Below are 20,863 nucleotides of genomic sequence, written 5' to 3' on the forward strand. Positions count from 1 at the left end.
CCACTTTTGGATGCTTGAACGTTCAGAGTGCCCGCTCAACCGTGCCGGCGTGCGCTGAGGCCACGTTGCGTTGCAGCGGAAGCGCGATGGTGAACGTTGTCCCGGTCCCCGCACCCCGACTTGTGGCGCTGATGTGGCCGCCGTGTGCCTCAACGAGCGCCTTGGCGATGGCCAGGCCGAGCCCGGAGCCCCCGTGGTCGCGGGTGCGGGCCGCATCGGCGCGGTACAACCGTTCGAACACATGCGATAAGTGCTCCGCGGCGATGCCCTCGCCAGTGTCGGTGACGCGCAGCAGGAGTCTGGTGCCATCGGTGTCGGCGTGCACGTCGACCCGCCCGTGCGGCGGTGTGTGCCGTAGCGCGTTGTCGAGGAGGTTCGCCAGTACCTGGGACAGTCGCTGCTCATCGCCCCACAGCGGCGGCAGCTCGGTGGTGGGCAGATGCGTCGACAACGACACGGCCTTGGCGCGGTAGCGCCCGCTCAGCGCGGCCGCCGTCTTGGCGATCAGCTCGGCGACGTCGATGTCGGCGAACTCCAGCGAAGTCGCGCTTTCCTCAGCCTGCGCCAGCGCGGCGACGTCCTCGGCGAAACGCACCAGGCGCTGAGTCTGGTCGCGCAGCATCGCGGTGGTGTCGGGAGTCAATGACCGCACACCGTCCTCGATGGCCTCGGTGTAGGCCTGCAAAACCGATACAGGAGTGCGTATTTCGTGGGCAAGATCGGCGAACAGCTGCCGCCGGCTGGTGTCGACAGCCTGCAGCTGGGCTGCCATTTGGTTGAAAGCTTGCGCCAGCGAGTCGAAGTCCTCACCGAGGTGCGGCGGTGATACCCGGATCCCATAGCGGCCCTCGGCGACCGCGGTGGCCGCCGACGCCACTTCAGTGATGGAACGCTGCAATCTGCGGCTGACGTACCAGCTGACAGCGAACGCGACCAACGCCGAGACGGCCACCGCGCCGCCGACCGATAGCGCGGTGGCGTACTGGTAGGCCTCGTCGGCGTGGAACTCCTCGGCGGAACCGGCAGCCACGCCGGCTTGGTGTAGGTGTTCACGAAACAGCGGGGGCCCCACGATTGCGGCGACCACCCAGGTGGTGATGGCGCCGGCCAGCAACACCATGGTTTGAGCGATCAGCAGCCGCATACCGATGCCGGGCCGCCGACGCATCGGCGTGGCCATCACTGCCCGCTTCCCATGCGGTATCCAACGCCGCGAACGGTGATGACGTAACGCGGTGCGGCTGGATCGTCGCCAAGTTTGCGTCGCACATGGCCGATATGGACATCAACGAGGTGTTCGTTACCGACCCAGGGCCCCTCGCGCACGGTCTCAAGCAACTGGCGGCGGCTCAGTACCACGCCCGGGCGCGCCGACAGGGCGGCGAGTATGTCAAATTCGGTGCGGGTCAACAGGATCGGTTCACCATCCAGAGACACCTCTCGGCCCGCCACGTCGATACGCAACGGCCCAAACGACAGCGGGGCCGGTAAGTCGCCGCCGCGGTCGCTCTCGGGCTCGGGGGTGGCGCGCGGGCGCCGCAGCATCGCGCGGATGCGTGCCACCAGTTCGCGTGGGCTGAAGGGTTTGGCGACGTAATCGTCGGCGCCGACAGTGAGTCCCACGATGGTGTCCATTTCGGTGTCGCGGGCGGTGAGCATGACCACGTAGGCGTCGGAGAAGGTGCGCAGCTGGCGGCACACTTCTAACCCGTCCATACCGGGCAGACCGAGGTCGAGGATCACCACGTCGGGGTCGAAGTCGCGGGCCACGGCCACAGCATCGGGACCGTTGTCGACGATGCGGGTGGTGAAGTGCTCGCGATTCAGGTAGCTGGCCACCACCTCAGCCAGCGCGGCCTCGTCATCGACCACGAGCGCCCGGTAGCCTCGCGCATCCTCACCCGAGGGCACTGATGTGTTGCTCATGGAGTTCATGGTGCCGGGTCACCGCTACGCGGTGACGCCCCACGGCATTCTTCAACGAATCTTCACACGACCCTTATCGTTTCGGCGGCTTGCGGCTCGCATCGTGGTCAGCGAAGGAGGCCGCTATGAGTATGGGATGGGCGCCAGTGGCGTTCGACGCCGCCGGGGACTGGCAGCTCTGGCTGGCGCTGACCGGCGTACTGGTCTTGTGTTGGGGGCTCGTCGTTGTCGCCACGGCGACGTTATTCGGCGCAGCGGGCGGTCGCCAAAGTCGCCGAGTCGCCACCTCTGATGGGGGTGTACGCGGCGACAAACCCGGACAAGATGAGTCGCGACAGGGGCGTGCGGGTAATGGCTGAACTGCGCGGGCAGTGGAGTCGGCGAAGCTTTCTTGCCGCAACGGTGGCGGCCGGGGCGACTCTGGCCGCGTGCTCGCGCGGCAGCACCGTCGTCGTGCCCAATAACGCGGTTGCCGGCGCGGAGGCACGCCGCCCGCACAGCGGGCGCACCGTGTCGGCCACGCTCACCGCGGATCGCACGGGTGTAGATCTCGGCGGCACGGTGGCGCAGACGGTCTCGTATAACGGCACGGTTCCGGGCCCGTTGGTGCGCGCGTCGGTGGGCGACGAACTGGCCGTCACGCTGCGCAACCGGCTCGACCGCACCACGTCGGTGCACTGGCACGGCATCGCGCTGCGCAACGACATGGATGGCGCGTCGCCGGCCACACCGGACATTGCCGCCGGCCGTGATTTCACCTACCGGTTCTCCGTTCCATATCCAGGCACCTACTGGGCTCATCCGCACACTGGACTGGACGCTGACACAGGTTTGTACTTCCCCGTCATCGTCGACGACCCCAACGACCCGGGCAGCTATGACGCCGAGTGGGTGGTCATGCTCGACGACTGGACCGACGGCGTCGGATCGAGCCCGGCCCAGATCTATGACGGGCTTCGCAATTCAATGGGCGGACACGACATGCCCGGGATGGGCGACATGCCGGGCATGCCCGGAAGGGGAACCGTTCCGGGGGTCGGGGGAGCGGGCCGCAGCTCACTGCTCGGTGGCGACGCCGGAGACGTCAGTTACCCCTACTATCTGATCAACGGGCGTATTCCGAAGGCCGCCAGCAGTTTTCGTGTCAAGCCTGGTCAGCGTGTGCGGATCCGGCTGATCAACGCCGGCTCGGACACCGCCTTTCGGGTCGCGTTGGCCGGGCACAAATTGACGGTGACCCACACCGACGGCTTTCCGGTCGTGCCCACCGAAGTTGACGCGGTGCTGATCGGGATGGGGGAACGCTACGACGTGGTGGTCACCGCCCGCGACGGCGTCTTCCCGCTCGTTGCGGCCGCGGAAGGAAAGAACGCGTCGGCACGGGCACTGTTGGTCAGCGGGGCGGGTTCGCCACCGCCCGCCGACTATGCGCCTCCGGAGCTGCAGGGTCGTGTCGGCACCATTGACATGTTCGGCGCTGCCCCGGGTGCGGCGTTGCCGGCTGCGCGCGCCGACGTGGAGCTGCCGGCCGATCTGGGCGGGTCGATGATGCCCTACGACTGGACGATCAACGGTCTGCGGTTCTCCAACACCCGGCCATTGGAAGTCCGTGAGGGTCAACGCGTCACGCTGTCATTTAAGAACACCTCGATGATGTGGCATCCCATGCATTTGCACGGCCACACCTTCGAGGTGCTCACCACCAACGGGCGCCCCGGCGCACGCAAGGACACCGTGATCGTGCTGCCCATGCAGCAGCTGCGCGTGTCGTTCGTCGCCGATAACCCCGGCGAGTGGATGTTGCACTGCCACAACACCTATCACCAGGAAGCCGGGATGATGACCAGCCTCAACTACATCAACTGACCGCAGCTCGGCGGTGACAAGGTGGCTCACATCGAACAGCCGCCCTCAGCGGCGAACGGTCATGTCAGCCCGGAAAGCTTCGAGAGCTCTCAGTATTCGATGAGTCGGGTGACATACGGCATCATGCCGCTGGTGCGTACCGGCGAGATCTTAACCACCGAGCCGGTGTAGGGCGCTTCGATCATCTGCCCGTTGCCGAGGTACATCGATTCATGCTGGCTTGCGTTGGGGCCGTAGAAGATCAGATCGCCGCGTTGCATTTGTGATGAGGGGACCTTGCGTCCGGAGTTGTACTGCGTGCCGGAGTAGTGCTCCAGTTTGATGCCCACACCAGCGAAGGCGTACAGGATCAGTCCGGAGCAGTCGAATCCGACGGTGTTGGCGCCCTGGTCGATGCCGCGGGATGGTCCGTTCGCGTTGCCGCCGCCCCAGGAATAGGGCACACCCAGCTGCGACGTGGCCCGGCGGATCACGTATTCCATTGCCTGGCGGCCATACACCCGCGGGATGCGCCCGTTGGTGAATCCGGGGTCGGCGGGTGCGGAGGCTTGCGGCAGGATCCCGAGTTGTGTCAGGAACTTTCGGCCCATGTCGGCGGTCACCTGTGCCGAGGTCGCCGAGATCTGCAGGACCGCATTGACGATGGCGATGGGGTCCCCGGCTACGTTGGCGCTGGGCACCATCGGCAAAGTGGTGTCCCATTGACCGGTGTCGGCGGGCGCCGGTGCCCCGGCCGGACCTTGCCGGTCCCACCGATCCGGAGCCGCAGACTCGGCGCCCGCGGCGTTCGCAGGCGCCTGGGTTGACGGTGAGGGCGCCGGACGGGCGGCGTCGAGACGGGCCCGCGCGGCGTCACGATCGGCGACGAGCCGATCGACTTCGGCCTGCTGGACACCGAATTGGCGTTGCGCCTCGGTCAGGGCGGCCACCGCCGCCTGTTGACTTCGCTCGGCATCGGCGGCTGCCTGGTCGGCGCGCTGCTGGGCCGCGCGCGCCGCGGACGCCCGATTCGCCTGCTCGGTACGGGCGCGCTGTAGATCGGTCAGCACGTTGCGGTGGCTGAGCGCCAGGGTCTGATCGGCGCTGGCGGTGGCGATGATGTCCTCCGGGCTGGCCGCCGAAACCAGCGCTTGCGGTGGGCCGTTGACGTAGGTAGCGGCGGCGAAGTCATCGAAGCGCCTTTGAGCGGCGGCGATCGCCGCGTTCGCATCGGCCATCCCTTGCTCGCTGGCCTGCACGTCGCGGCGCGCGGCATCGGCAGCATCACGCGCGTTGGCAACCTCCACCAGGGCTTTGTTAACACCTTCCTGCTGCCCCTGAATCTGCGCGCCGATGTCAGCCAGGCGCTGATTGGCCTGCGCGAGGTCGGCGACCAGCACGGAGATCTCCGAACCCGAATGGCCGGTGCCATTGTGGGAGGCCTGCGCGGTGACGCCACCACCACAGGCCAGCACGGCAACACCGATCGTCACGGCGGTGAGGCGGCTGACCCAGTGGCGTAGGGGCCTCATCACATGATCTCCCTTAGCGGGGGCGCTGGCGTATCACCGTCGGCCGGCCGTCCGTCAGAGCTCCCCTGGCGCAGCTACGGCTCCAGCCAGTAAGCAGTTGTCCAGTACGTACACGCAACGTACATCACTACTGTCACACTGGAAACATGGGTCACAGTCTCATTGTGATAACGGTCTGGGCCTGGCACGTGCGCGATCCGTTGAGTCATCCGCATCGAACGGTGACCTAGTGCAGCTGCTGGGCGTCGGCGGCGCGGGCCTACACAACGTAGCTACTATGTAGGATAGTAGTTAGGGGTGGCCGGGATGTCTCGGCCAGTGACACATGCCCAATCGGACACAGGGAGGATGAGCTTGATCATCGATCTTCGGCTCAAAGTCTTTGTGCTTGCCGCCGTTTTACTGATCACCGCGGTGCTGGGAGCGTGGTGAGCGCAAACGTGGGCATTGCGGCGCTGACCGCGCACCGGCCACCCACATCGGTGCGCAAGCCGGCGACAAGGCCGTATCGCACGATCACCCGCACCGTTAAATACTATGAGGATTAGTACTAAGCTGAGGAACGTTGTGGGACTGGGCGTGCGGGATGGTGGTCAGAGGATGGCGCGTCGTGTGGTGTGGCTGCAGCTCGCCGTCGCAGTGTTGGCGGCCGCAGTTGTCGCTGTGGCGGTGGGCGTTCCCAGCGCCTTGCTGGCCAACCCCTTTTTCGTTCGCATGACGCCGGTGCCGTGGTGGAGCTACGCCGCGTGGGCGCTGACTGCATTGCTCAGTGGTGTGCTGGCGGCAACCTATGTCCATGGCCGCGCGGCTGTATCCGCGGCGCCGGGACGTGCCGGGATACTGGCCAACGTCGGCTCGGTGCTGGCGGTGGGCTGCCCGGTGTGTAACAAACTGGTGGTGGCCGCCGTCGGCGTCAGCGGGGCATTTACCGTGTGGGCGCCGATTCAGCCCGCGATCGCGGCGGCGTCGTTGGCAGTGCTGGGGTGGGCGTTGTGGCGGCGGGTAACGACATTGCGTTCCTGCCCAGTGGGAGGCGAGGGAGTACCGTCGCATCCGGTGACCGCAGTCGGTCCAGCGCCCGAGCGCGACAGCTAGCGGTGCGGGGTCGAGCGTTGGCTGGGTTGGTCGCCGTCGCGGCGGCCACCGTCGCTGGTGTACTTATCAGTCACGACCCGGTGTCCGCGCCGGCGAAGCAGCGACTGGCAGAGAACCACCTGGAGGCGCGCGCAGACCCCGCCGCCACCGAAGCTGGCGCCGCGCCGTGCCCGGCGCCACTGCCCGGCGGCTCGCCGGTGCCGACACTGTCCGGGGTGATGGCCCGGTGCCTGGGGTCCTCGCAGCCGGTGGATGTGGGTGCAGCCGTAGCCGGCGCGCCGACACTACTCAACCTGTGGGCGTCATGGTGTGCACCGTGTCGCGAGGAGATGCCGGTGCTCGACGCCTACACCGACACCCCAGGCGCGGTGCGGGTTATCGGTGTCGATGTGCGCGACCGGCCGTCCTCGGCTGCGGCCCTGGTCCGCGACCTGAATATCGGCTATCCGTCGTTCACCGACGCCGATGCGGTCGCGGGCGCGTTGCGGGCACCGCAACTGCTGCCGCTGAGTTACCTTGTCGATACCGACGGTTCCGTGCGCCGCCTGCCGATGCAGGTGCTTCGCGATGTCGACGAGGTCACCGAAACCGTCGCCGCCGCGCTTGGGGAAAGGCAGAGACCATGACAGCCCGCAAGACGACCAGCCGGGCATCGCGGCGCACCGCAGCACGCCAGACTCGGCCGTTGCCCGGGCTGGGCGAGTTGGAGGCGGCGATCATGGACGTGGTCTGGCGCACCGACGACGCGGTGCGGGTCCGTGACGTCCTCGACGAACTCGAACCCCTCCGCAAGCCCGCCTATACAACCGTGATGACCGTGATGGACAACCTCTACCGCAAGGGATGGTTGAGCCGCGAGCTCGACGGGCGCGCCTACAGCTATCAGGCCACCCGCGACCGCATTCAGGCGGCCACCGACGCGCTGCGCGAGCTACTCGCTGACAGCGGCGACCCCGCCGCGGCGCTGCTGCACTTCGCGCGCAGCGCCACCACCGCCGAATCGCGGGCCTTGACCCGCGGGCTCAAAGAACGGGGCCGACGACGGTGACCGCAGTGATGTGGTGGACCGTCGGCGGCCTCGCCGTCGGTGTCCTCACACCACCGATATTGCGGGCCTTGACCCGCCGCGGCACCGACGCCGCGGTGCTCTTGGTGCTGTGGGGTGTGCTCGTATGCGTCACGCTCGCCGCGGTCGCGCTGCCAGGGCTGGCCGAACTGCTGCACCGGTGCTGGCTGGCGCTGCACGCGGGTCCGCCCGGAGGAGTGGATACCGTCGCGGGAATCCTCAGTGCTGCCGCGCTGGGCGCCGCCGCCATTCGCGGAGGTTGGCAGCTGAGCCGCATCGGCCGGCATCGACGTCGCTTGCACGACAAGCACGTCGAACTGGGTTGGTTGCTGACCGGCCACAGCCCCAACGCCGGCGCGGTGCTGTGGCTGCCGGCGACCGAGCCGCTGGCCTACAGCCTGGCTGGCACCCCGCCGCTGGTGGTGATGAGCACCGGACTGCGGCAGTGCCTCGACAGCGCAGCCGTGCGCGCTGTGGAAGCCCATGAGCGCGCCCACGTGCGCCGACGCCATCATCTGCTGATAGCCGTCGCCCAGGCCGCCGCCGCGGGATTGGGATGGCTGCCCCTGATGCGTCACTCACCCTCATTGGTTCGCACACTGGTCGAACTGGACGCCGACGCGCACGCCGCCCGCTCCCACGGCCCCAGGGGCCTGCACCGGGCGCTGCAGACCTTGCAGAGCGCTCCCGCACCGGCGCCCGCACTGGGCATCGCCAGCGAGTGCATCCAACTGCGACTGGCCCGGCTCGACGGGCGCCGCTCATCCGCGGGGCGCATCGCCGGCTCAAACGCCGCCTGGGGGGCAGCGCTCGTGCTGGGCATGACCACGCTCCTCACCTTCGCCGCCCTGACCGGGCTAGCGTCCTGCACCGCCGGCTGACGACACCGGACGTGACATTCCAACCGTGGAGCGATAACCCAGCACCTCTGTCGGCAGAAAACCAGTACTAGCGTAGTTAGTATGTTGTGCGGCCGACGCTGCGGCCGCCGCGCTCTGGCCCTAGCCGTTGTGTCGGCGGCGATCCTCAGCGGCTGTGCCAACCCTATTCTGGACACCCTGCTGGACCGCAATGCCGCGGCACCACCTGCGCTGCCTGCTAACGAAGTCCTTTCATTATCCGTTGTGCGCCAAGAATTCCCGATGATGACCCGGATGGCTCGCACAGGTGTGGATCCCGAGGCGCCGGGTACGCCACAAGCAACGCGGCGATCACAGTTCAGCGACTTGACCGCAATGGTCCAGCTCACCGTGGCGGTCGCTGATTACCCAACCGATGAGGGCGCCTTCACGGCCTTCATCAATCTCGTCGAGGGCCTTCGATCCTCGCGCGGCTCTGTAGGGCTGGGCGGCCCTATGTCGGTGAAGATGCGCTGGCTATCGTCACGAGACAGTTGGTCGGCCCAATGGGTGTAACCATCGCGGCCCGTGACGGGCCGCTCATCATTGAGGTGCGCTCGGCTGGCTTCAAGTACAGCCGTGATCACCTCAAGCGGCTCACTCGCCTGGCCGAGCGCCAGCTATCCACTGCGGTGACCGCAGCCGGCGCGCCCGAATGAGTTGATGCCACGAAGAGGCTGCCAAACGCCGGTGGCAGACCACGTCCGTATTGCGACCCGCCGAGGGCCTACCCGGTCCACACTATGCTGAGTACTAATCTCGATAGTAGATAATCGGCCGCGTTGGAACAGGAGCGCCATGGCGCCAGGCGACACATACCAGGCTGGATCCCGGCGGCTGAATCGAAACTCGCGCCGGTGGGCGCGTTTCAGACGCGCGGTGGGCTCGGTGCTCGTTGTGGTGGGCTCGGCAATGGCCGTTGCCCATCTGATTGCTCACCTGGCGAGCATGCGGGTCGTCGGGGCACTAGATCTGCTGATCGGCTTTCCGATGGCCGTGCTCTTAGTCCTGGTGGGCCTGCTATTGATAGGCCTGCAATCGGTGCCGCCCAGATCAAGTCGCCACCCGGCAGACCCGTGATGTGATCAGCTTCGTGAACGCGCATAGGGCGTCCACGAGCCAGGCAATCGGCGTCAGCGGCGCAATGGTGTTGCAGGACAACGGTTGAAGCAGTGCCGTCACTGCTGACACGGGCAGGGCTGCTATCACGGGTAGTACCAAGGAATTTAGTCGACGTTTTAGCGTGACCGCCAGAACATGTGCTGCGGCCAAGTCGCAGTGTCGCTAGATCATCTATAGCCGCGTGTAACACGAGCGCGCCGCACAGCGGCATACGTAGTACATACGTAACATGGTGCTAGTTGCGCACCGCGGTGAAGGGAGGGCTCGTGCACGGCACGCTTCGCGGGCTTTTGATACTGACCGTCACGGCCGCCGCGGTGGCAGTGGCGCCACCGCCGGCGAAGTCGGGAGCGACCGCAGCATCGGGCATGGACGGCCAAGTCGCGATGGTGCGTCCAGGTCCTGGCCAGGTTGTAGGAGTTGGGCATCCGGTGCTGGTCGGGTTCAGCGGGCCCGTCGACGACCGCGCGGCAGCCGAGCGCAGCATCACCGTCGGCGCGCCGCGGCCGGTGGACGGTGAATTCACTTGGCTGACCGATCGTCTCGTGGAGTGGAATCCGGACGGGTTCTGGCCGGCGCATTCGACGGTCACGTTGCGCGTCGGCGGCATGAAAACCGAATTCACCACCGGGGCGGCGGTGGTGGGCGTAGCCGACGTCTCGGCCCACACGTTCACAGTGAAAATCGACGACCAAGTGGTGCGCGAGATGCCCGCGTCGCTGGGTAAACCGGGCTTCGAAACCCCGCTCGGGACCTTCAAAGTGCTGGAGAAGCAACGCAGCGTGGTCTTCGATTCGCGCACCATCGGAATTCCCCTCGACGACCCCGAGGGCTACCTGATCGACGGAGAGTACGCCGTGCGGGTGACGTGGGGCGGGGTCTACGTACATTCGGCACCGTGGTCGGTCGGGTCGCAGGGCTCGGCCAACGTCAGCCACGGCTGCATCAATCTCAGTCCCGAGAACGCCGAATGGTATTTCAACACTGTCAAGGTCGGCGACCCAGTGATCGTCCAGAGCTAAGCCACGCTCACACGGCAAAATCCGCGGGCCGTCCAAACCGTCACCCGGTGACCAAACGCGCGTTACACGGGCAGTCCCGCTGACATTTTCCGCGTCACACCACGGGGAAACGTGCGGCGCGAGGTAGGCTCGGCAACGACATTGCTGGAGGCGAAACGGTGCGTGTACGAGGATTCGGCGAGCTGGAAGCCGTGGTGATGGATCGCGTGTGGAATCACGATCCCGAGATGGTAACGGTGCGCGACATTTTCGAAGAGCTCTCGGGCGAGCGTCGTATTGCCTACACCACCGTGATGTCGACCATGGATAACTTGTACAACAAAGGGTGGCTCGAGCGCGAACGCGATGGCCGGGCCTACCGATATTGGGCCACCCTGACCCGTGAGGAACACACCGCCCGGTTGATGCGTGACGCGCTCGACGGGGGAGGCCGCTCAGAACTGGTGCTCAGCTACTTTATCGAGCAGATCGGCCCCAAGGAATCCGAGCGACTCAGGGAAGCGTTGCGGCGGCTGGCGAGGCGGTCAAGCAGGGCCAAGAAGCGGTGAACGTCGCGGCGTGCCTGCTGCTCTACAGCGTCGCGGTGATTGTGTTCGGACCACCGGCGTTGGGCTTTCTCACCCGTGCCGGGCATGCTCCCCGATCGGGAGTGGCGGCCTGGTTAATCGCGATCGGCAGTGTCCTGCTCACCTGGCTGACCGTTGTTGTGCTCGTGATCGTCGACGTGGTTGCGCACTGGCACGACGGTGGCTCATTCGTTGTGTCCTGCGTCCGGTTGCTGTGTGATCTGGCTGCGGGCAAGGCGGGTAGCGCACCCCAAGTGATGCTGCTGGCTTCGGCGGTTGCCGTGGTGGGCACCGTCGCCGTCATCGGCATCCGGCTCGTACGCGTCGTTGGGCGGCTGCGTGCGCACGCTTACGAGCATGCAGAAGCTGTTCGACTGGTGGGCCGCCCGACCGGCGAACGCGACGTGTATGTCGTCGACGCCGCCGAGCGCACCGCGTATTGCGTGGCAGGAAAGCCACCTGCGATCGTGGTGACAACCGCAGCAGTAGCGGCTCTCGACGAGCGCGAACTCGCAGCGGTGCTCGCACATGAACGCGCCCATCTTGACGGGCACCACCCCAGAATCGTCACGGCGTTGCGCGGCTTGGCGCTGGTCTTTCCCCGCCTTGCGCTGATGACGCGCGGTGCCGCCGAGATATCACGGTTGTTAGAAATGTGTGCCGACGATGCTGCCGCGCGCCGGCACGGCAAGCGTGCCCTGCTCACCGGGTTGATGGCTCTGGCCGCAGGCGCGCCGGCTGCCGCGCTGGGCGCCGCCGATGTCGCGGTGTTGAATCGCGCTGAGCGACTGGCCCTTCCGCCGGCGAATCATGTCCGCGTACGTACGCAGGCCGCTCTTACCAGCGCGACAGCGATGATTGCCATCGCGCCGCTGGGCACACTTGTGCTCGGCGTATCTGGGGTCTTTATGTGCGGCGTCTAGCTGGTTGTTAGCGCTGCGTGGAAAGACATGTGTCGTTTCTTGGGCGCGGGTGGTGCCGAGCCCGGGGGATGGCACCGTTTTCCGGCGAGGTTCTGCCCCCGCATCCAGCGCAGCCCCAGAACCCTCTTCATGATGTGGGGGAAGCGCCGAGCACCCGCTGGATGTCGGGCTTCATCTGCTGGAGCTGTGCGCCCCAGTAGTTCCACTGGTGGGTGCCGTTCTGCGGGAAGTTGAACACGCCGTTCTTACCGCCCGCGGCGATGTAGGTCTCCTGGAACGTCTTGTTCGTCCGGAGTGTGAAGCCCTCGAGGAACTTCGCGTTAAACAGGTTGCCCGAGCTCATGCCGGCGTCCAGTTCGGACGGCTTGCCGTCACCGGCGTAGATCCAGATGCGGGTGCCGTTGGCGACCAGCTGGGCCATGTTGACCATCGGGTCGTTGCGCTTCCACGCCGGGTCACTCGATTCGCCCCACATGTCCTTGGACTTGTAGCCGCCGGCGTCACCCATCGACATGCCGACCAGCATCGGCCACCAGCCCTCGGACAGGTTCAGGAAGCCCGAAAGCGATGCGGCGTACTGGAACTGCTGCGGGTGGTAGATCGCCATCACCAATGCGGCCGAACCGGCCATCGACAGGCCCACCGCGGCATTCCGGGTGGGATCGACGGCCTTGTTGGCGGCGAGGTAGTTGGGCAGCTCACTGGAGATGAACGTCTCCCACTTGTAGGTGGAGCAGCCGGCCTTGCCGCAAGCTGGTGAGTACCAGTCGCTGTAGAAGCTGGACTGCCCCCCGACCGGCATAACCACAGCCAGGCCCGAGTCGAGATACCACTCGAAGGCGGCGGTGTTGATGTCCCAGCCGTTGAAGTCTTCCTGTGCACGAAGGCCGTCAAGCAGATAAACGCCCGGCGCGTTAGGGCCGCCACTTTGGAACTGAACCTTGATGTCGCGTCCCATCCCCGCTGACGGAACCATCAGGTACTCGACCGGCAGGCCCGGACGAGAAAACGCCCGCGCGGTTGCAGTGCCAAGGACGCTCATCGTGGTCAGCACCACAACTGCCACTGACGCCACCACCAACACGCGACGCGATACATCAGCCAGGCTCAACGCTTCCACAATGATTCCTTCTCTGTTCGCATGCACAGCGCTCCAGGAAAACTACTATCGCGAATAGTACTAAACTGGCTCGGACTCCACGCAAGCCGGCGCCGATGACGCCGCCGCCAGCCCGGCGGGCTGGCTCGAGCTGTGCCTCGAAGGCGCCCCAAAGCGTTCGTGGGTAACGAGTTTCGTCGAATCGCTTGTCACCGGGCGGTGAGTTTGGTTAAGTCACCTGATCCAAAGTAACGATTTGGTCACAGCGCGGAGGTCCCCGGATTGGCTGAGCAGCGTTGGCCCGCGCAGCCGCGCCACGCGACCGACTGGGACGCCGAGATCACCGAGGTCATTCCGTTCAACGAGTTCGGCGCACTCGCTGAACTCATGTTTCGGGAGCACTGCGCGTTCGACAAAGACTTCCAGGTCATACACGCCCGCGAGTTGGGCGACGATCTCGACTTGGACGCTGATCAAGCACCGCTGCGGCTGCTCGGGCCTGTCCCTCGGCACCCCGCCGGAGTGCGCCACCGACCGCTACCGCCTGTGGGGCACTCCAGCGGTCCGATGCGACCACCGCGGCGAGGGCGCCACCGCAACGTCGTCGCGGGCGCGGAGCGCAGCCGTGTTCTGATCGCAGCGATGGCCGCCGGCGCGGTGGGCGCGGCCGCCCAATCCGCACTGGGCGCTGCAGACATGGATTCCGGGCCGGCGGTGATGACCGCCGAAGCAACTGTTCTACACACCGGTACTGACGCCAGCGGCGGCGGGATGCAGGTGATCGCGGCGGCTCCGTCGGTCAATCCAGCAGTGGCGGCCGAGGAATTCGCCCGCGGTGTCGCTTTCGCCCAGCAGCGCGCCGAACGGGAGGCACGGCTGCAGCGGCCGTTGTTCGTCGTGCCGACCCGGGGCATTCTCACATCTGGATTCGGCTACCGCTGGGGGACGCTACACAGCGGGATCGACATCGCCAACGCGACCGGCACACCAATCTACGCCGTCGCCGACGGCGTGGTCACCGCCGCCGGACCTGTGTCGGGCTTCGGTATCTGGGTCAAGCTGCGCCACGCCGATGGGACAGTCACTTTGTACGCTCACCTCAACAGCACCACCGTCAACGTCGGAGAGCGCGTGATGGCCGGCGACCAGGTCGCCACGATGGGAAGCACAGGAAACTCCACCGGACCCCACCTGCACCTGGAAGTGCACGCCAACGGCACCGACCGTGTCGATCCTGCACCGTGGTTGGCCGCGCGGGGCCTCACCCTTGGAGATCTCGTCGGTTAGGCACTGACCTGCGCTTAAGGCCCGGCTCAGCGCAACGCACCACTGTCGAAGCCGTTGGCTACCCACCCTTTCGGGCACCATCGATAACGCGACGGACGCTACTTGAGCGAATCGTCGACGGCCACGCACCTATCCGCACCGAGGTACTAATGACGGTAGTACTATGATGCTTCGTACTCGTTGGGAAGGCCGGTCACTCATGAGCCCCAAGCGGCGGCTGCCGCGCAGCCGGAAACCGTCGATCTACACGCCGGAATATCGGCGTGAACGGTTGCGCTGACTGCTGGGCTGGCTGCTCGTCGGTGTCGGCTCGGTGATGGCGCTCGTGCACGTCTACACGCACCTTGCACGGTTGCGCATCGTGGGCTATCAGGATCTGCTGCTGGGCTATCCCATGGCAGGGATGCTGGTGCTCGCCGGCTTCATGCTCGTCGGGTGGGCGGCCAAACCCAGCCGTTGACGCGGCGTGCCGGACCGGCAATGTCACCCGCGGTGCCTGGGGGAGTGAGGATCCGGCCGATCAGCGTCGCGGTTAGCGTAGCGGCGGCGATCGCGATGAGCGCCCACTGCACCTGCGCCGCCCACCGCGTCGCCGCAGTGACGTTGGCCTGTAACGGGATTCGATAGACCAGGTGGGCAGGCTCGAAAAAGCCGGTGCCCGCCACGACCTCCCCTTGCGGGGTAATCACCGCGCTGATACCCGTCGTACCCGCCACAACAACGCTGCGCCCGTGCTCGATGGCCCGGATCTTGGCGAATGCCAACTGCTGGCGGCTCATCTGCTCGTTGAACGTCGCGTTGTTGCTCGGAACCGCCAGCATCTGCGCGCCGTTGAGCACCGCCTCGCGCGCGGCCCGATCGAAGATGACCTCCCAGCACGTGGTGACACCGACCGACACCCCGCCCGCCTGCACGACGCCGCTGCCGGCGCCCGCCGTGAAGTATCCGGCCCGGTCGGCGAAATCGGAAACGTGGCGAAAGAAGCTACGCCAGGGCAGGTATTCACCGAACGGCTGAACGATCTTCTTGTCATGCCGTTGTCCCGGCCCGCTGACCGGATCCCACACGATCACCGAGTTGGCACTGACCGGCGTCGATGGACTCCACTCGGGCCGAGCCAGGACGGCGCCAACCAGAATGGGCGCGCCAACCGCCCCGGCGGCCCGCGTGATCTGCCGCCCCGCATCCTCGTTGAGCAGCGGATCGATATCCGAAGAATTCTCCGGCCAGATAACGAACTGCGGTTGGGCGGCTCGCCCGGAGCGGATATCGTCGGCCAGTCGCAGCGTCTGGCGGACATGGTTGTCCAACACGGCGCGGCGCTGGGCATTGAAATCCAAACCGAGCCGGGGGACATTGCCCTGCACCACAGCGACCGTCACCGAGGGCCCGCCGTGCCCGGTTGAGGCCCACACCAGGGGCGCCATCGCCGCACTGCCGACGGTGACCAGCGCCAGGCACACAACGCACACCGCGACGGTGACCCTGAGATCGGTGCTCGCCGAGCGCCGAACCAGCAGGGCAAGGCCGGCCACACAAAAGCCCACCAACGCCGTCGTGAACGACACCAGCGCCACCCCGCCCACGCGCGCCAACACGGCCAGCGGGCCGTCGGCCTGGCTGAATCCGACCACGCCCCAGGGAAAACCGCCGAATGGAAACACACTCTTGAGCCATTCGATGGCCGCCCACCAGGCCGCCCACCACAACGGCCACCCGATCCGTCCGCGCAGCAGCACGGCCGGCACGGCGAATATGGCGGGAAAAAGCGCACACACGACGGCCAGCGCCACCCAGGGAAGCGGGCCCACCAGGGCGCCGACCCACGGCAACAACGGCAGATAGAACGCCAACCCGAACAACAGACCGTACCCGAAGCCGCCGGCTACGCCGGTCAACGGATCGGCCAGCACCCACGCCAACAGCGCCAGGCCCACGATCGCGCTGAGCCACCAGCCCAGCGGTGGAAAACTCGCCGCCACCAGCAGCCCTGCGGCCACCGCGCCGGCTGCTTTGGCCAGCCGGCGACCCAGCACACAACCACCGTCGGCGCTCACTTCCCGCACGGCCCAAACCACGCAGAACCACTGCGCAGACGATGACTGACTCCGCCACGCGCGATCCCTGGTCTGTACACCATTTACCACCGTCCTCATCGGATTCGCCATCACATCGTGGCGTCACTCAACAATCTACGACCTCAGCTAGTACTAGTCTTGACAGTAGAACTTGAGGACCGGCGATCTTCGCGGGTATGCCTGCCACGCACACACTTGTCGTCAGATTGCCTGACTTCGCGAACATGGAGCCGGAAGATGTCCGCCTGGTCTCCTCCCACATGCCCGATGGGAAGTATGTCGGAGTAAGCAGCCAGGATAACGGTGCGCGTCATGACGGCGGTGCGCTGCGCCGCTCAGCCGAGTTCGTCTCGGACGCCGTGCCCGCTACCGGCGCTGACCGCTGCCGCGGTCATAAACCTCAAGGCAGCCGGCAAGTCATCGCGCGACCGATCCAACGATGTCGCGAATCAATCGTTGTTCTATAAAGATTTGTTGAAGATGCGCGGCACCGGGCGCGCCGGCCACCTACGAAATACGTAGTAGGGCAGTATTGAGTGGGTGCATAACAGCGCACCCACCGCACCATCGCAGCAAGTGCTCGTTGTCGATGGCGACGCCGGCTGGACTGACCTTCTCGCCGAATACCTTCGCGCTGAGGAGGTGTCGGTGGTGGTCACCGACAACTGCGATGAAGCACTGACCGCGGCCAAGAATTTGCAGCCCCGGATAATCCTTCTTGATGCCGATGTGCGCGGCGGCGACGGCATGCAGCTGTGCCGTCGGATGCGCACGCTATCTGATGGCCATATCACCATGTTGACCGCACGACGTGATGAGGGCACTACGATCGCTGGGCTCGCCGCCGGAGCCGACGACGTGCTCGCCAAGCCAATCTCCAGTCGTGAGATTGCCGCCCGCATACGGGCAATCCGGCGCCGCTTGCATGCGTCGCCGGCGGACCACACTGTCGGGTCGTATTCCGAGAATCCGCCAGCAAGGCAGGTATTCGGGCGGCTTTGCGTCGATATTGCGCGGCGCGAGGTCTTCCTTGCCGACGAGCAGATCAGCTTGACCCGAACGGAGTTCGAGATTCTGGCGATGCTGGCTCAACGGCCGGGCGCCGTGACGACCCGTCAAGAGATGTTGGACGCGGTGTGGGGATCGCGCTGGGCGGGCAGCATCACAAACATCCACGTGCACATCGGTCATCTGCGCAGAAAATTGGGAGACGACCCCGCCAGACCACTGCTGGTGTTGAACGTACGCGGAATCGGCTACCGTTTAGCTGTCTAGCTGCGATGCGCACGGCCAATCGTGGTCTGCGCCGCTGCGCAATCCGGACGCCCGCGGTGGTCGCGGACTACCCGACGGTCAGGCCCCGCCGAGCACGATCCTTCCCGGACTGGTCAGCGTCTGACACAGTTGGCGCAGATCGATAATGCCAAACATGTTGGCGGCCAAGGCTTGGCATCCGGTGGGGCGCATAGGCACGTACCAGCCGACGTGTTCAACTCCCTGGCGGCCGCAGACCGGCCACGCCCCCAGTCCTTGCGTGCCGATTACACGCTCGGCGACGCGGATCTGCTCGGTGCGAGCTGCGTTGGCGGGATTGCCTCGACCGCCATGCTCTGCCCATGTCGAGGGCTGGAACTGGAGCCCGCCGAAGTATCCGTTGCCGGTGCTGATCGACCAGTCGCCTCCAGATTCGCATTGCGCAATGGCGTCCCAATCGATCGCATTGGCGTAGGCCGATATTGGATCGACGGCATGCGCGGTGACCGCGAGCGCCCCGCTGACGGCGATGGCGGTGAGAAACCTGCAGACTGCCCTCATCGTGGTCCTTCCCCGACACAGGCGCGGAGCCGCCCGCTGCGATGTGGTGCTTAAGTCAACACTGTGGCCATATTGCACTTCCGATACTGGCGTGACTAGTGGTGCCACAGTGAGAAAAGGGTGGCAAATGTCTTACAGTCCGACGCCGGCATGCCGAAGCGCCAATCAGCGCCCCCGGGGCATGCCTGCGCATACATGGCTAGCGCGTGAACGACTTACGGACTACGGACGGACTACGGACGTCCAAGGGCTCGCTTGCTGTCGGTGACCCACCAATCTGAGTTCGACGGTCCGTTATGGACTCTCACCACGTACCGGAGAGCAATATGGACTCGCATAAGTAGAGGAGAACAACGATGTCGAACAACCCCGAGCGCAGCACCGCGTGGCAGACGGCACTGACCGTCATACAGACCGCGACACCGCCGGCACTTCCCGAAGGCGCGGAGGTGATGACCGTGGTGATTGAGTACCCGCCGGGCGACCCGGGCGCCCCGCCACACCGCCACCCCGGCGGACCAGCGTTTGGCTATGTGCTCGAAGGCGAGATCCTGTTCGAGCTGGAAGGTGAGCCGCCGCGCGTGCTCAAAGCCGGCGAAGCGTTCTGGGAACCCGGCGGTGACGTGATCCATTACCAGGACGCCAACAACCGCCCGGACATCCCGGTGCGATTCCTCGTGACGATGCTGTGCGCGCCAGGTCAGCCGATGCTTGTTCTGGTCGACGAGGACGAACTGGTTGCGCGCCAGGGCCGTCGCGTAGCAGCCGGAGCAACAACGCCGCCCGGATCCTGAATCGTGTCGGCCAGCTGGTGCTAACGATCAGCTGCGGGGTATGTGCGTCGGCGGCGGCATCACGGCCGCCGGCGCCATCCCCTGTTTGACACAGAGCTAGCCGCCCGTCCATGGTGCGGTCAGCAGGGCCACGCTGGACTGCTGGCGGACCTCGAGCGCAACTAACGCCACCACAGCGACCGCGATCACGGCGCGACGCGGCATTCGGACCTGCATCCAGCGTCCGGTCCACCACCCGGCGGCGCCGCGCAGTACCCAGCCGGCCGCCACAACGAGCATCAGGGGAGCCGCGGGGTTGTAGCGCAGCGCGGCCTCCCATTGACCGTGCATTGTCAGATACACCGATCGTGTTGCGCCGCAGAACGGATCCATGATGCCGGCGTAATGCAGCGGCCCGTGGATATCGACCGGCGGAACCCCCAGCACGGCGAGCACCAGCGCGCCCAGCAACCCGGCCAGCGCCAACCATGTCCACACCGGCGATTCCGGTCGCCGCGCCGTCAGCGACACGGGCAGCCACCGGCCTGGACGAGCGGCCGATGAAGTGATGAAGCCCATGTGGTCTCCCGCGATTGGCTGGACTTCCGCCATGGTACGAGTCCGTCGAGCTGCCGCACCAGCAAGCTGTGGGGCCGCATCGACACAGGCGGGGTCGCCGACTCCCACCGGACTAAAGCATGCGAGGACAACGGTTTCCGGTACCCGCCTGCGGAGGACGGCGCGCCAGCATGTGAATCGGCTGCCAGTACTGGCTGGACAGGGCGCCCTGCAACCATTTACGGTCGCGCTCAGTAACAGCGCGCCGGCAGGAAAAGCGGGCGCGGAAAGGTGCCTTGAATGCGGTTGCGGCGTTTTAGTGAGGGCCTGTGGTGGCAGCTGGGCGTGCTGGTCGCGGTGATCGTGATCGTGGCCGCGTTCATGGTCGAGGGGGCGCGCGGCCAACAGCGGCTGGGCGCCGACGAGGTGGATTGCGCCAAATACAAGTGCGTGGCCCTGACGTTCGATGATGGACCGACACCTTTCACCGACCGGCTGCTCCAAGTCCTGGCCGACCAAGGCGCCAAGGCGACCTTCTTCCTCATCGGCAACAAGGTCGCCGCCGACCCCGACGCGGCACGGCGCATCGCCGACGCCGGCATGGAGGTTGGCAGCCACACCTGGGAGCACCCCAACATGACCACCATCCCGGTCGCCGATATCCCCAGCCAATTACGCAAAGCCACCGAGGCGATTGCGGCCGCAACGGGTCACGCCCCCAACCTGTACCGCCCGGCCGGCGGACTATCCAACGACGCCGTACGCGCCGAAGCAGGAAAACAGGGTCTGGCTGAAATCCTTTGGGACGTCATTCCCTTCGATTGGATCAACGACGCCAACCTGGCAGCCACCACCTACATGCTCAAAACCCAAATCAAACCCGGCTCGGTGGTGCTACTGCACGACACCTACTCCAGCACAGTCGACCTGGTGTATCAATTTCTTCCCGTACTGATCGCCAACGGCTATCACATGGTGACCGTGAGCCACCTGCTCGGCGACCGCGCACCCGGCAGCAGCTACGGAGGCCGGGAAAACGGCCCGCCAGCCAACGCGATCGCCGACATTCCCGCCGACCGGATTCCGACACTGCCCGACACCCCCTCACCCAAACCGGCGCCCAACCTGCCCATCACCGACATTCCCAACCAGAATCCGGGCGGTCCACCGGCGTAGCTCAGCAGGACACCCGGATCCTGACGGCGGCTCACCGCATCCGCCCAGTCAACCGGTGATTGTCGCGCCCGGGCGTGGTGA

The 20,863-nt window shown here is 66.0% G+C and carries 23 protein-coding genes; 16 read left to right on the plus strand and 7 right to left on the minus strand.

The features are described 5' to 3' along the window. Positions 1–22: 22 nt before the first annotated feature. Both H7I57_RS32400 and H7I57_RS32405 read right to left on the minus strand, forming a co-directional pair. Entirely contained in the window at positions 23–1,180 is a 1,158-nt protein-coding gene (locus H7I57_RS32400) for a sensor histidine kinase (protein ID WP_013470169.1), read from the minus strand. After that, positions 1,180–1,935 (minus strand): response regulator, encoded by a 756-nt coding sequence (locus tag H7I57_RS32405; RefSeq protein WP_013470170.1) that lies wholly within the window; start codon positions 1,933–1,935, stop codon positions 1,180–1,182. The genes H7I57_RS32400 and H7I57_RS32405 overlap by 1 nt, the downstream gene beginning before the upstream one ends. 342 nt (positions 1,936–2,277) lie before the next feature. Between H7I57_RS32405 and H7I57_RS32410 the strand changes: the two genes are divergently transcribed. Beyond that, the gene (locus H7I57_RS32410; RefSeq protein ID WP_041789258.1) at positions 2,278–3,792 is read left to right on the plus strand and encodes a multicopper oxidase family protein; all 1,515 of its coding nucleotides are present in this window, start codon (positions 2,278–2,280) and stop codon (positions 3,790–3,792) included. An 89-nt stretch (positions 3,793–3,881) separates the two neighbouring features. On the opposite strand, the gene ripA is transcribed toward H7I57_RS32410, so the two are convergent. Further along, complete coding sequence (ripA, locus tag H7I57_RS32415) at positions 3,882–5,303, minus strand: NlpC/P60 family peptidoglycan endopeptidase RipA (protein WP_013470172.1); 1,422 nt, start codon at positions 5,301–5,303, stop codon at positions 3,882–3,884. A 600-nt stretch (positions 5,304–5,903) separates the two neighbouring features. Between ripA and H7I57_RS32420 the strand changes: the two genes are divergently transcribed. The 10 genes from H7I57_RS32420 (at position 5,904) to H7I57_RS32465 (ending at position 11,996) form a co-directional block, all read left to right on the plus strand. Further along, complete coding sequence (locus H7I57_RS32420; protein ID WP_013470174.1) at positions 5,904–6,398, plus strand: hypothetical protein; 495 nt, start codon at positions 5,904–5,906, stop codon at positions 6,396–6,398. 2 nt (positions 6,399–6,400) lie between these two features. Next, entirely contained in the window at positions 6,401–7,024 is a 624-nt protein-coding gene (locus H7I57_RS32425) for a TlpA family protein disulfide reductase (protein WP_013470175.1), read from the plus strand. Then, positions 7,021–7,446 (plus strand): BlaI/MecI/CopY family transcriptional regulator, encoded by a 426-nt coding sequence (locus H7I57_RS32430; protein WP_013470176.1) that lies wholly within the window; start codon positions 7,021–7,023, stop codon positions 7,444–7,446. The genes H7I57_RS32425 and H7I57_RS32430 overlap by 4 nt, the downstream gene beginning before the upstream one ends. Beyond that, entirely contained in the window at positions 7,443–8,345 is a 903-nt protein-coding gene (locus tag H7I57_RS32435; RefSeq protein ID WP_234713826.1) for a M56 family metallopeptidase, read from the plus strand. The genes H7I57_RS32430 and H7I57_RS32435 overlap by 4 nt, the downstream gene beginning before the upstream one ends. Before the next feature lie 129 nt (positions 8,346–8,474). Next, positions 8,475–8,879, plus strand: a complete 405-nt coding sequence (locus H7I57_RS32440) for a hypothetical protein (RefSeq protein WP_174546032.1) — start codon at positions 8,475–8,477, stop codon at positions 8,877–8,879. Next, positions 8,870–9,022 (plus strand): hypothetical protein, encoded by a 153-nt coding sequence (locus tag H7I57_RS32445; protein WP_013470179.1) that lies wholly within the window; start codon positions 8,870–8,872, stop codon positions 9,020–9,022. The genes H7I57_RS32440 and H7I57_RS32445 overlap by 10 nt, the downstream gene beginning before the upstream one ends. 220 nt (positions 9,023–9,242) lie before the next feature. Continuing rightward, positions 9,243–9,443 carry a hypothetical protein gene (locus H7I57_RS32450; RefSeq protein ID WP_085978087.1) on the plus strand — a complete coding sequence of 67 codons (201 nt, stop codon included), beginning with the start codon at positions 9,243–9,245 and terminating at the stop codon, positions 9,441–9,443. A gap of 308 nt (positions 9,444–9,751) precedes the next feature. After that, positions 9,752–10,507 carry a L,D-transpeptidase gene (locus H7I57_RS32455; RefSeq protein WP_372510499.1) on the plus strand — a complete coding sequence of 252 codons (756 nt, stop codon included), beginning with the start codon at positions 9,752–9,754 and terminating at the stop codon, positions 10,505–10,507. A 158-nt stretch (positions 10,508–10,665) separates the two neighbouring features. Further along, a complete protein-coding gene (locus H7I57_RS32460; protein WP_013470182.1) occupies positions 10,666–11,055 on the plus strand; it encodes a BlaI/MecI/CopY family transcriptional regulator in 390 nt (129 codons plus the stop codon). Beyond that, entirely contained in the window at positions 11,052–11,996 is a 945-nt protein-coding gene (locus H7I57_RS32465; protein ID WP_013470183.1) for a M56 family metallopeptidase, read from the plus strand. The genes H7I57_RS32460 and H7I57_RS32465 overlap by 4 nt, the downstream gene beginning before the upstream one ends. Before the next feature lie 127 nt (positions 11,997–12,123). Here the strand turns inward: H7I57_RS32465 and H7I57_RS32470 are convergent, their stop codons facing one another. Beyond that, positions 12,124–13,116, minus strand: coding sequence for an esterase family protein (locus H7I57_RS32470; protein ID WP_013470185.1), 993 nt, complete (start codon positions 13,114–13,116; stop codon positions 12,124–12,126). Between the two features lie 261 nt (positions 13,117–13,377). Between H7I57_RS32470 and H7I57_RS32475 the strand changes: the two genes are divergently transcribed. Both H7I57_RS32475 and H7I57_RS32480 read left to right on the plus strand, forming a co-directional pair. Continuing rightward, positions 13,378–14,382 (plus strand): M23 family metallopeptidase, encoded by a 1,005-nt coding sequence (locus tag H7I57_RS32475; protein ID WP_048468753.1) that lies wholly within the window; start codon positions 13,378–13,380, stop codon positions 14,380–14,382. Positions 14,383–14,698: 316 nt separating this feature from the next. Further along, positions 14,699–14,842 (plus strand): hypothetical protein, encoded by a 144-nt coding sequence (locus H7I57_RS32480; protein ID WP_013470187.1) that lies wholly within the window; start codon positions 14,699–14,701, stop codon positions 14,840–14,842. Here the strand turns inward: H7I57_RS32480 and lnt are convergent. Then, positions 14,805–16,448 carry an apolipoprotein N-acyltransferase gene (gene lnt / locus H7I57_RS32485; protein WP_041789268.1) on the minus strand — a complete coding sequence of 548 codons (1,644 nt, stop codon included), beginning with the start codon at positions 16,446–16,448 and terminating at the stop codon, positions 14,805–14,807. The genes H7I57_RS32480 and lnt overlap by 38 nt on opposite strands. A gap of 552 nt (positions 16,449–17,000) precedes the next feature. Here lnt and H7I57_RS33675 point away from each other — a divergent pair. Beyond that, positions 17,001–17,735, plus strand: coding sequence for a response regulator transcription factor (locus H7I57_RS33675; RefSeq protein WP_013470190.1), 735 nt, complete (start codon positions 17,001–17,003; stop codon positions 17,733–17,735). Positions 17,736–17,813: 78 nt separating this feature from the next. Here H7I57_RS33675 and H7I57_RS32495 read toward each other — a convergent pair whose 3' ends face one another. Then, positions 17,814–18,275 (minus strand): transglycosylase family protein, encoded by a 462-nt coding sequence (locus H7I57_RS32495; protein ID WP_013470191.1) that lies wholly within the window; start codon positions 18,273–18,275, stop codon positions 17,814–17,816. Positions 18,276–18,631: 356 nt separating this feature from the next. On the opposite strand from H7I57_RS32495, the gene H7I57_RS32500 reads away from it, so the two are divergent. Next, on the plus strand, positions 18,632–19,069 hold the full coding sequence (locus H7I57_RS32500) for a cupin domain-containing protein (RefSeq protein WP_013470192.1): 438 nt from the start codon (positions 18,632–18,634) through the stop codon (positions 19,067–19,069). Positions 19,070–19,165: 96 nt separating this feature from the next. Here the strand turns inward: H7I57_RS32500 and H7I57_RS32505 are convergent, their stop codons facing one another. Further along, positions 19,166–19,627 (minus strand): DUF2752 domain-containing protein, encoded by a 462-nt coding sequence (locus H7I57_RS32505; RefSeq protein ID WP_013470193.1) that lies wholly within the window; start codon positions 19,625–19,627, stop codon positions 19,166–19,168. Between the two features lie 279 nt (positions 19,628–19,906). Between H7I57_RS32505 and H7I57_RS32510 the strand changes: the two genes are divergently transcribed. Further along, positions 19,907–20,782, plus strand: a complete 876-nt coding sequence (locus tag H7I57_RS32510) for a polysaccharide deacetylase family protein (protein ID WP_013470194.1) — start codon at positions 19,907–19,909, stop codon at positions 20,780–20,782. Positions 20,783–20,863 lie beyond the last annotated feature (81 nt).

Source organism: Mycolicibacterium pyrenivorans, from assembly GCF_025821625.1.
GTDB lineage: Bacteria > Actinomycetota > Actinomycetes > Mycobacteriales > Mycobacteriaceae > Mycobacterium > Mycobacterium pyrenivorans.

Excerpts from the sequence above, each read along its gene's own strand:
- H7I57_RS32400 (WP_013470169.1), bottom strand. The coding sequence starts at position 1,180 with ATGGCCACGCCGATGCGTCGGCGGCCCGGCATCGGTATGCGGCTGCTG.
- H7I57_RS32405 (WP_013470170.1), bottom strand. The coding sequence starts at position 1,935 with ATGAACTCCATGAGCAACACATCAGTGCCCTCGGGTGAGGATGCGCGA.
- H7I57_RS32410 (WP_041789258.1), top strand. The coding sequence starts at position 2,278 with ATGGCTGAACTGCGCGGGCAGTGGAGTCGGCGAAGCTTTCTTGCCGCA.
- ripA (WP_013470172.1), bottom strand. The coding sequence starts at position 5,303 with ATGAGGCCCCTACGCCACTGGGTCAGCCGCCTCACCGCCGTGACGATC.
- H7I57_RS32420 (WP_013470174.1), top strand. The coding sequence starts at position 5,904 with ATGGCGCGTCGTGTGGTGTGGCTGCAGCTCGCCGTCGCAGTGTTGGCG.
- H7I57_RS32430 (WP_013470176.1), top strand. The coding sequence starts at position 7,021 with ATGACAGCCCGCAAGACGACCAGCCGGGCATCGCGGCGCACCGCAGCA.
- H7I57_RS32445 (WP_013470179.1), top strand. The coding sequence starts at position 8,870 with ATGGGTGTAACCATCGCGGCCCGTGACGGGCCGCTCATCATTGAGGTG.
- H7I57_RS32480 (WP_013470187.1), top strand. The coding sequence starts at position 14,699 with ATGGCGCTCGTGCACGTCTACACGCACCTTGCACGGTTGCGCATCGTG.
- H7I57_RS32495 (WP_013470191.1), bottom strand. The coding sequence starts at position 18,275 with ATGAGGGCAGTCTGCAGGTTTCTCACCGCCATCGCCGTCAGCGGGGCG.
- H7I57_RS32500 (WP_013470192.1), top strand. The coding sequence starts at position 18,632 with ATGTCGAACAACCCCGAGCGCAGCACCGCGTGGCAGACGGCACTGACC.
- H7I57_RS32505 (WP_013470193.1), bottom strand. The coding sequence starts at position 19,627 with ATGGGCTTCATCACTTCATCGGCCGCTCGTCCAGGCCGGTGGCTGCCC.
- H7I57_RS32510 (WP_013470194.1), top strand. The coding sequence starts at position 19,907 with ATGCGGTTGCGGCGTTTTAGTGAGGGCCTGTGGTGGCAGCTGGGCGTG.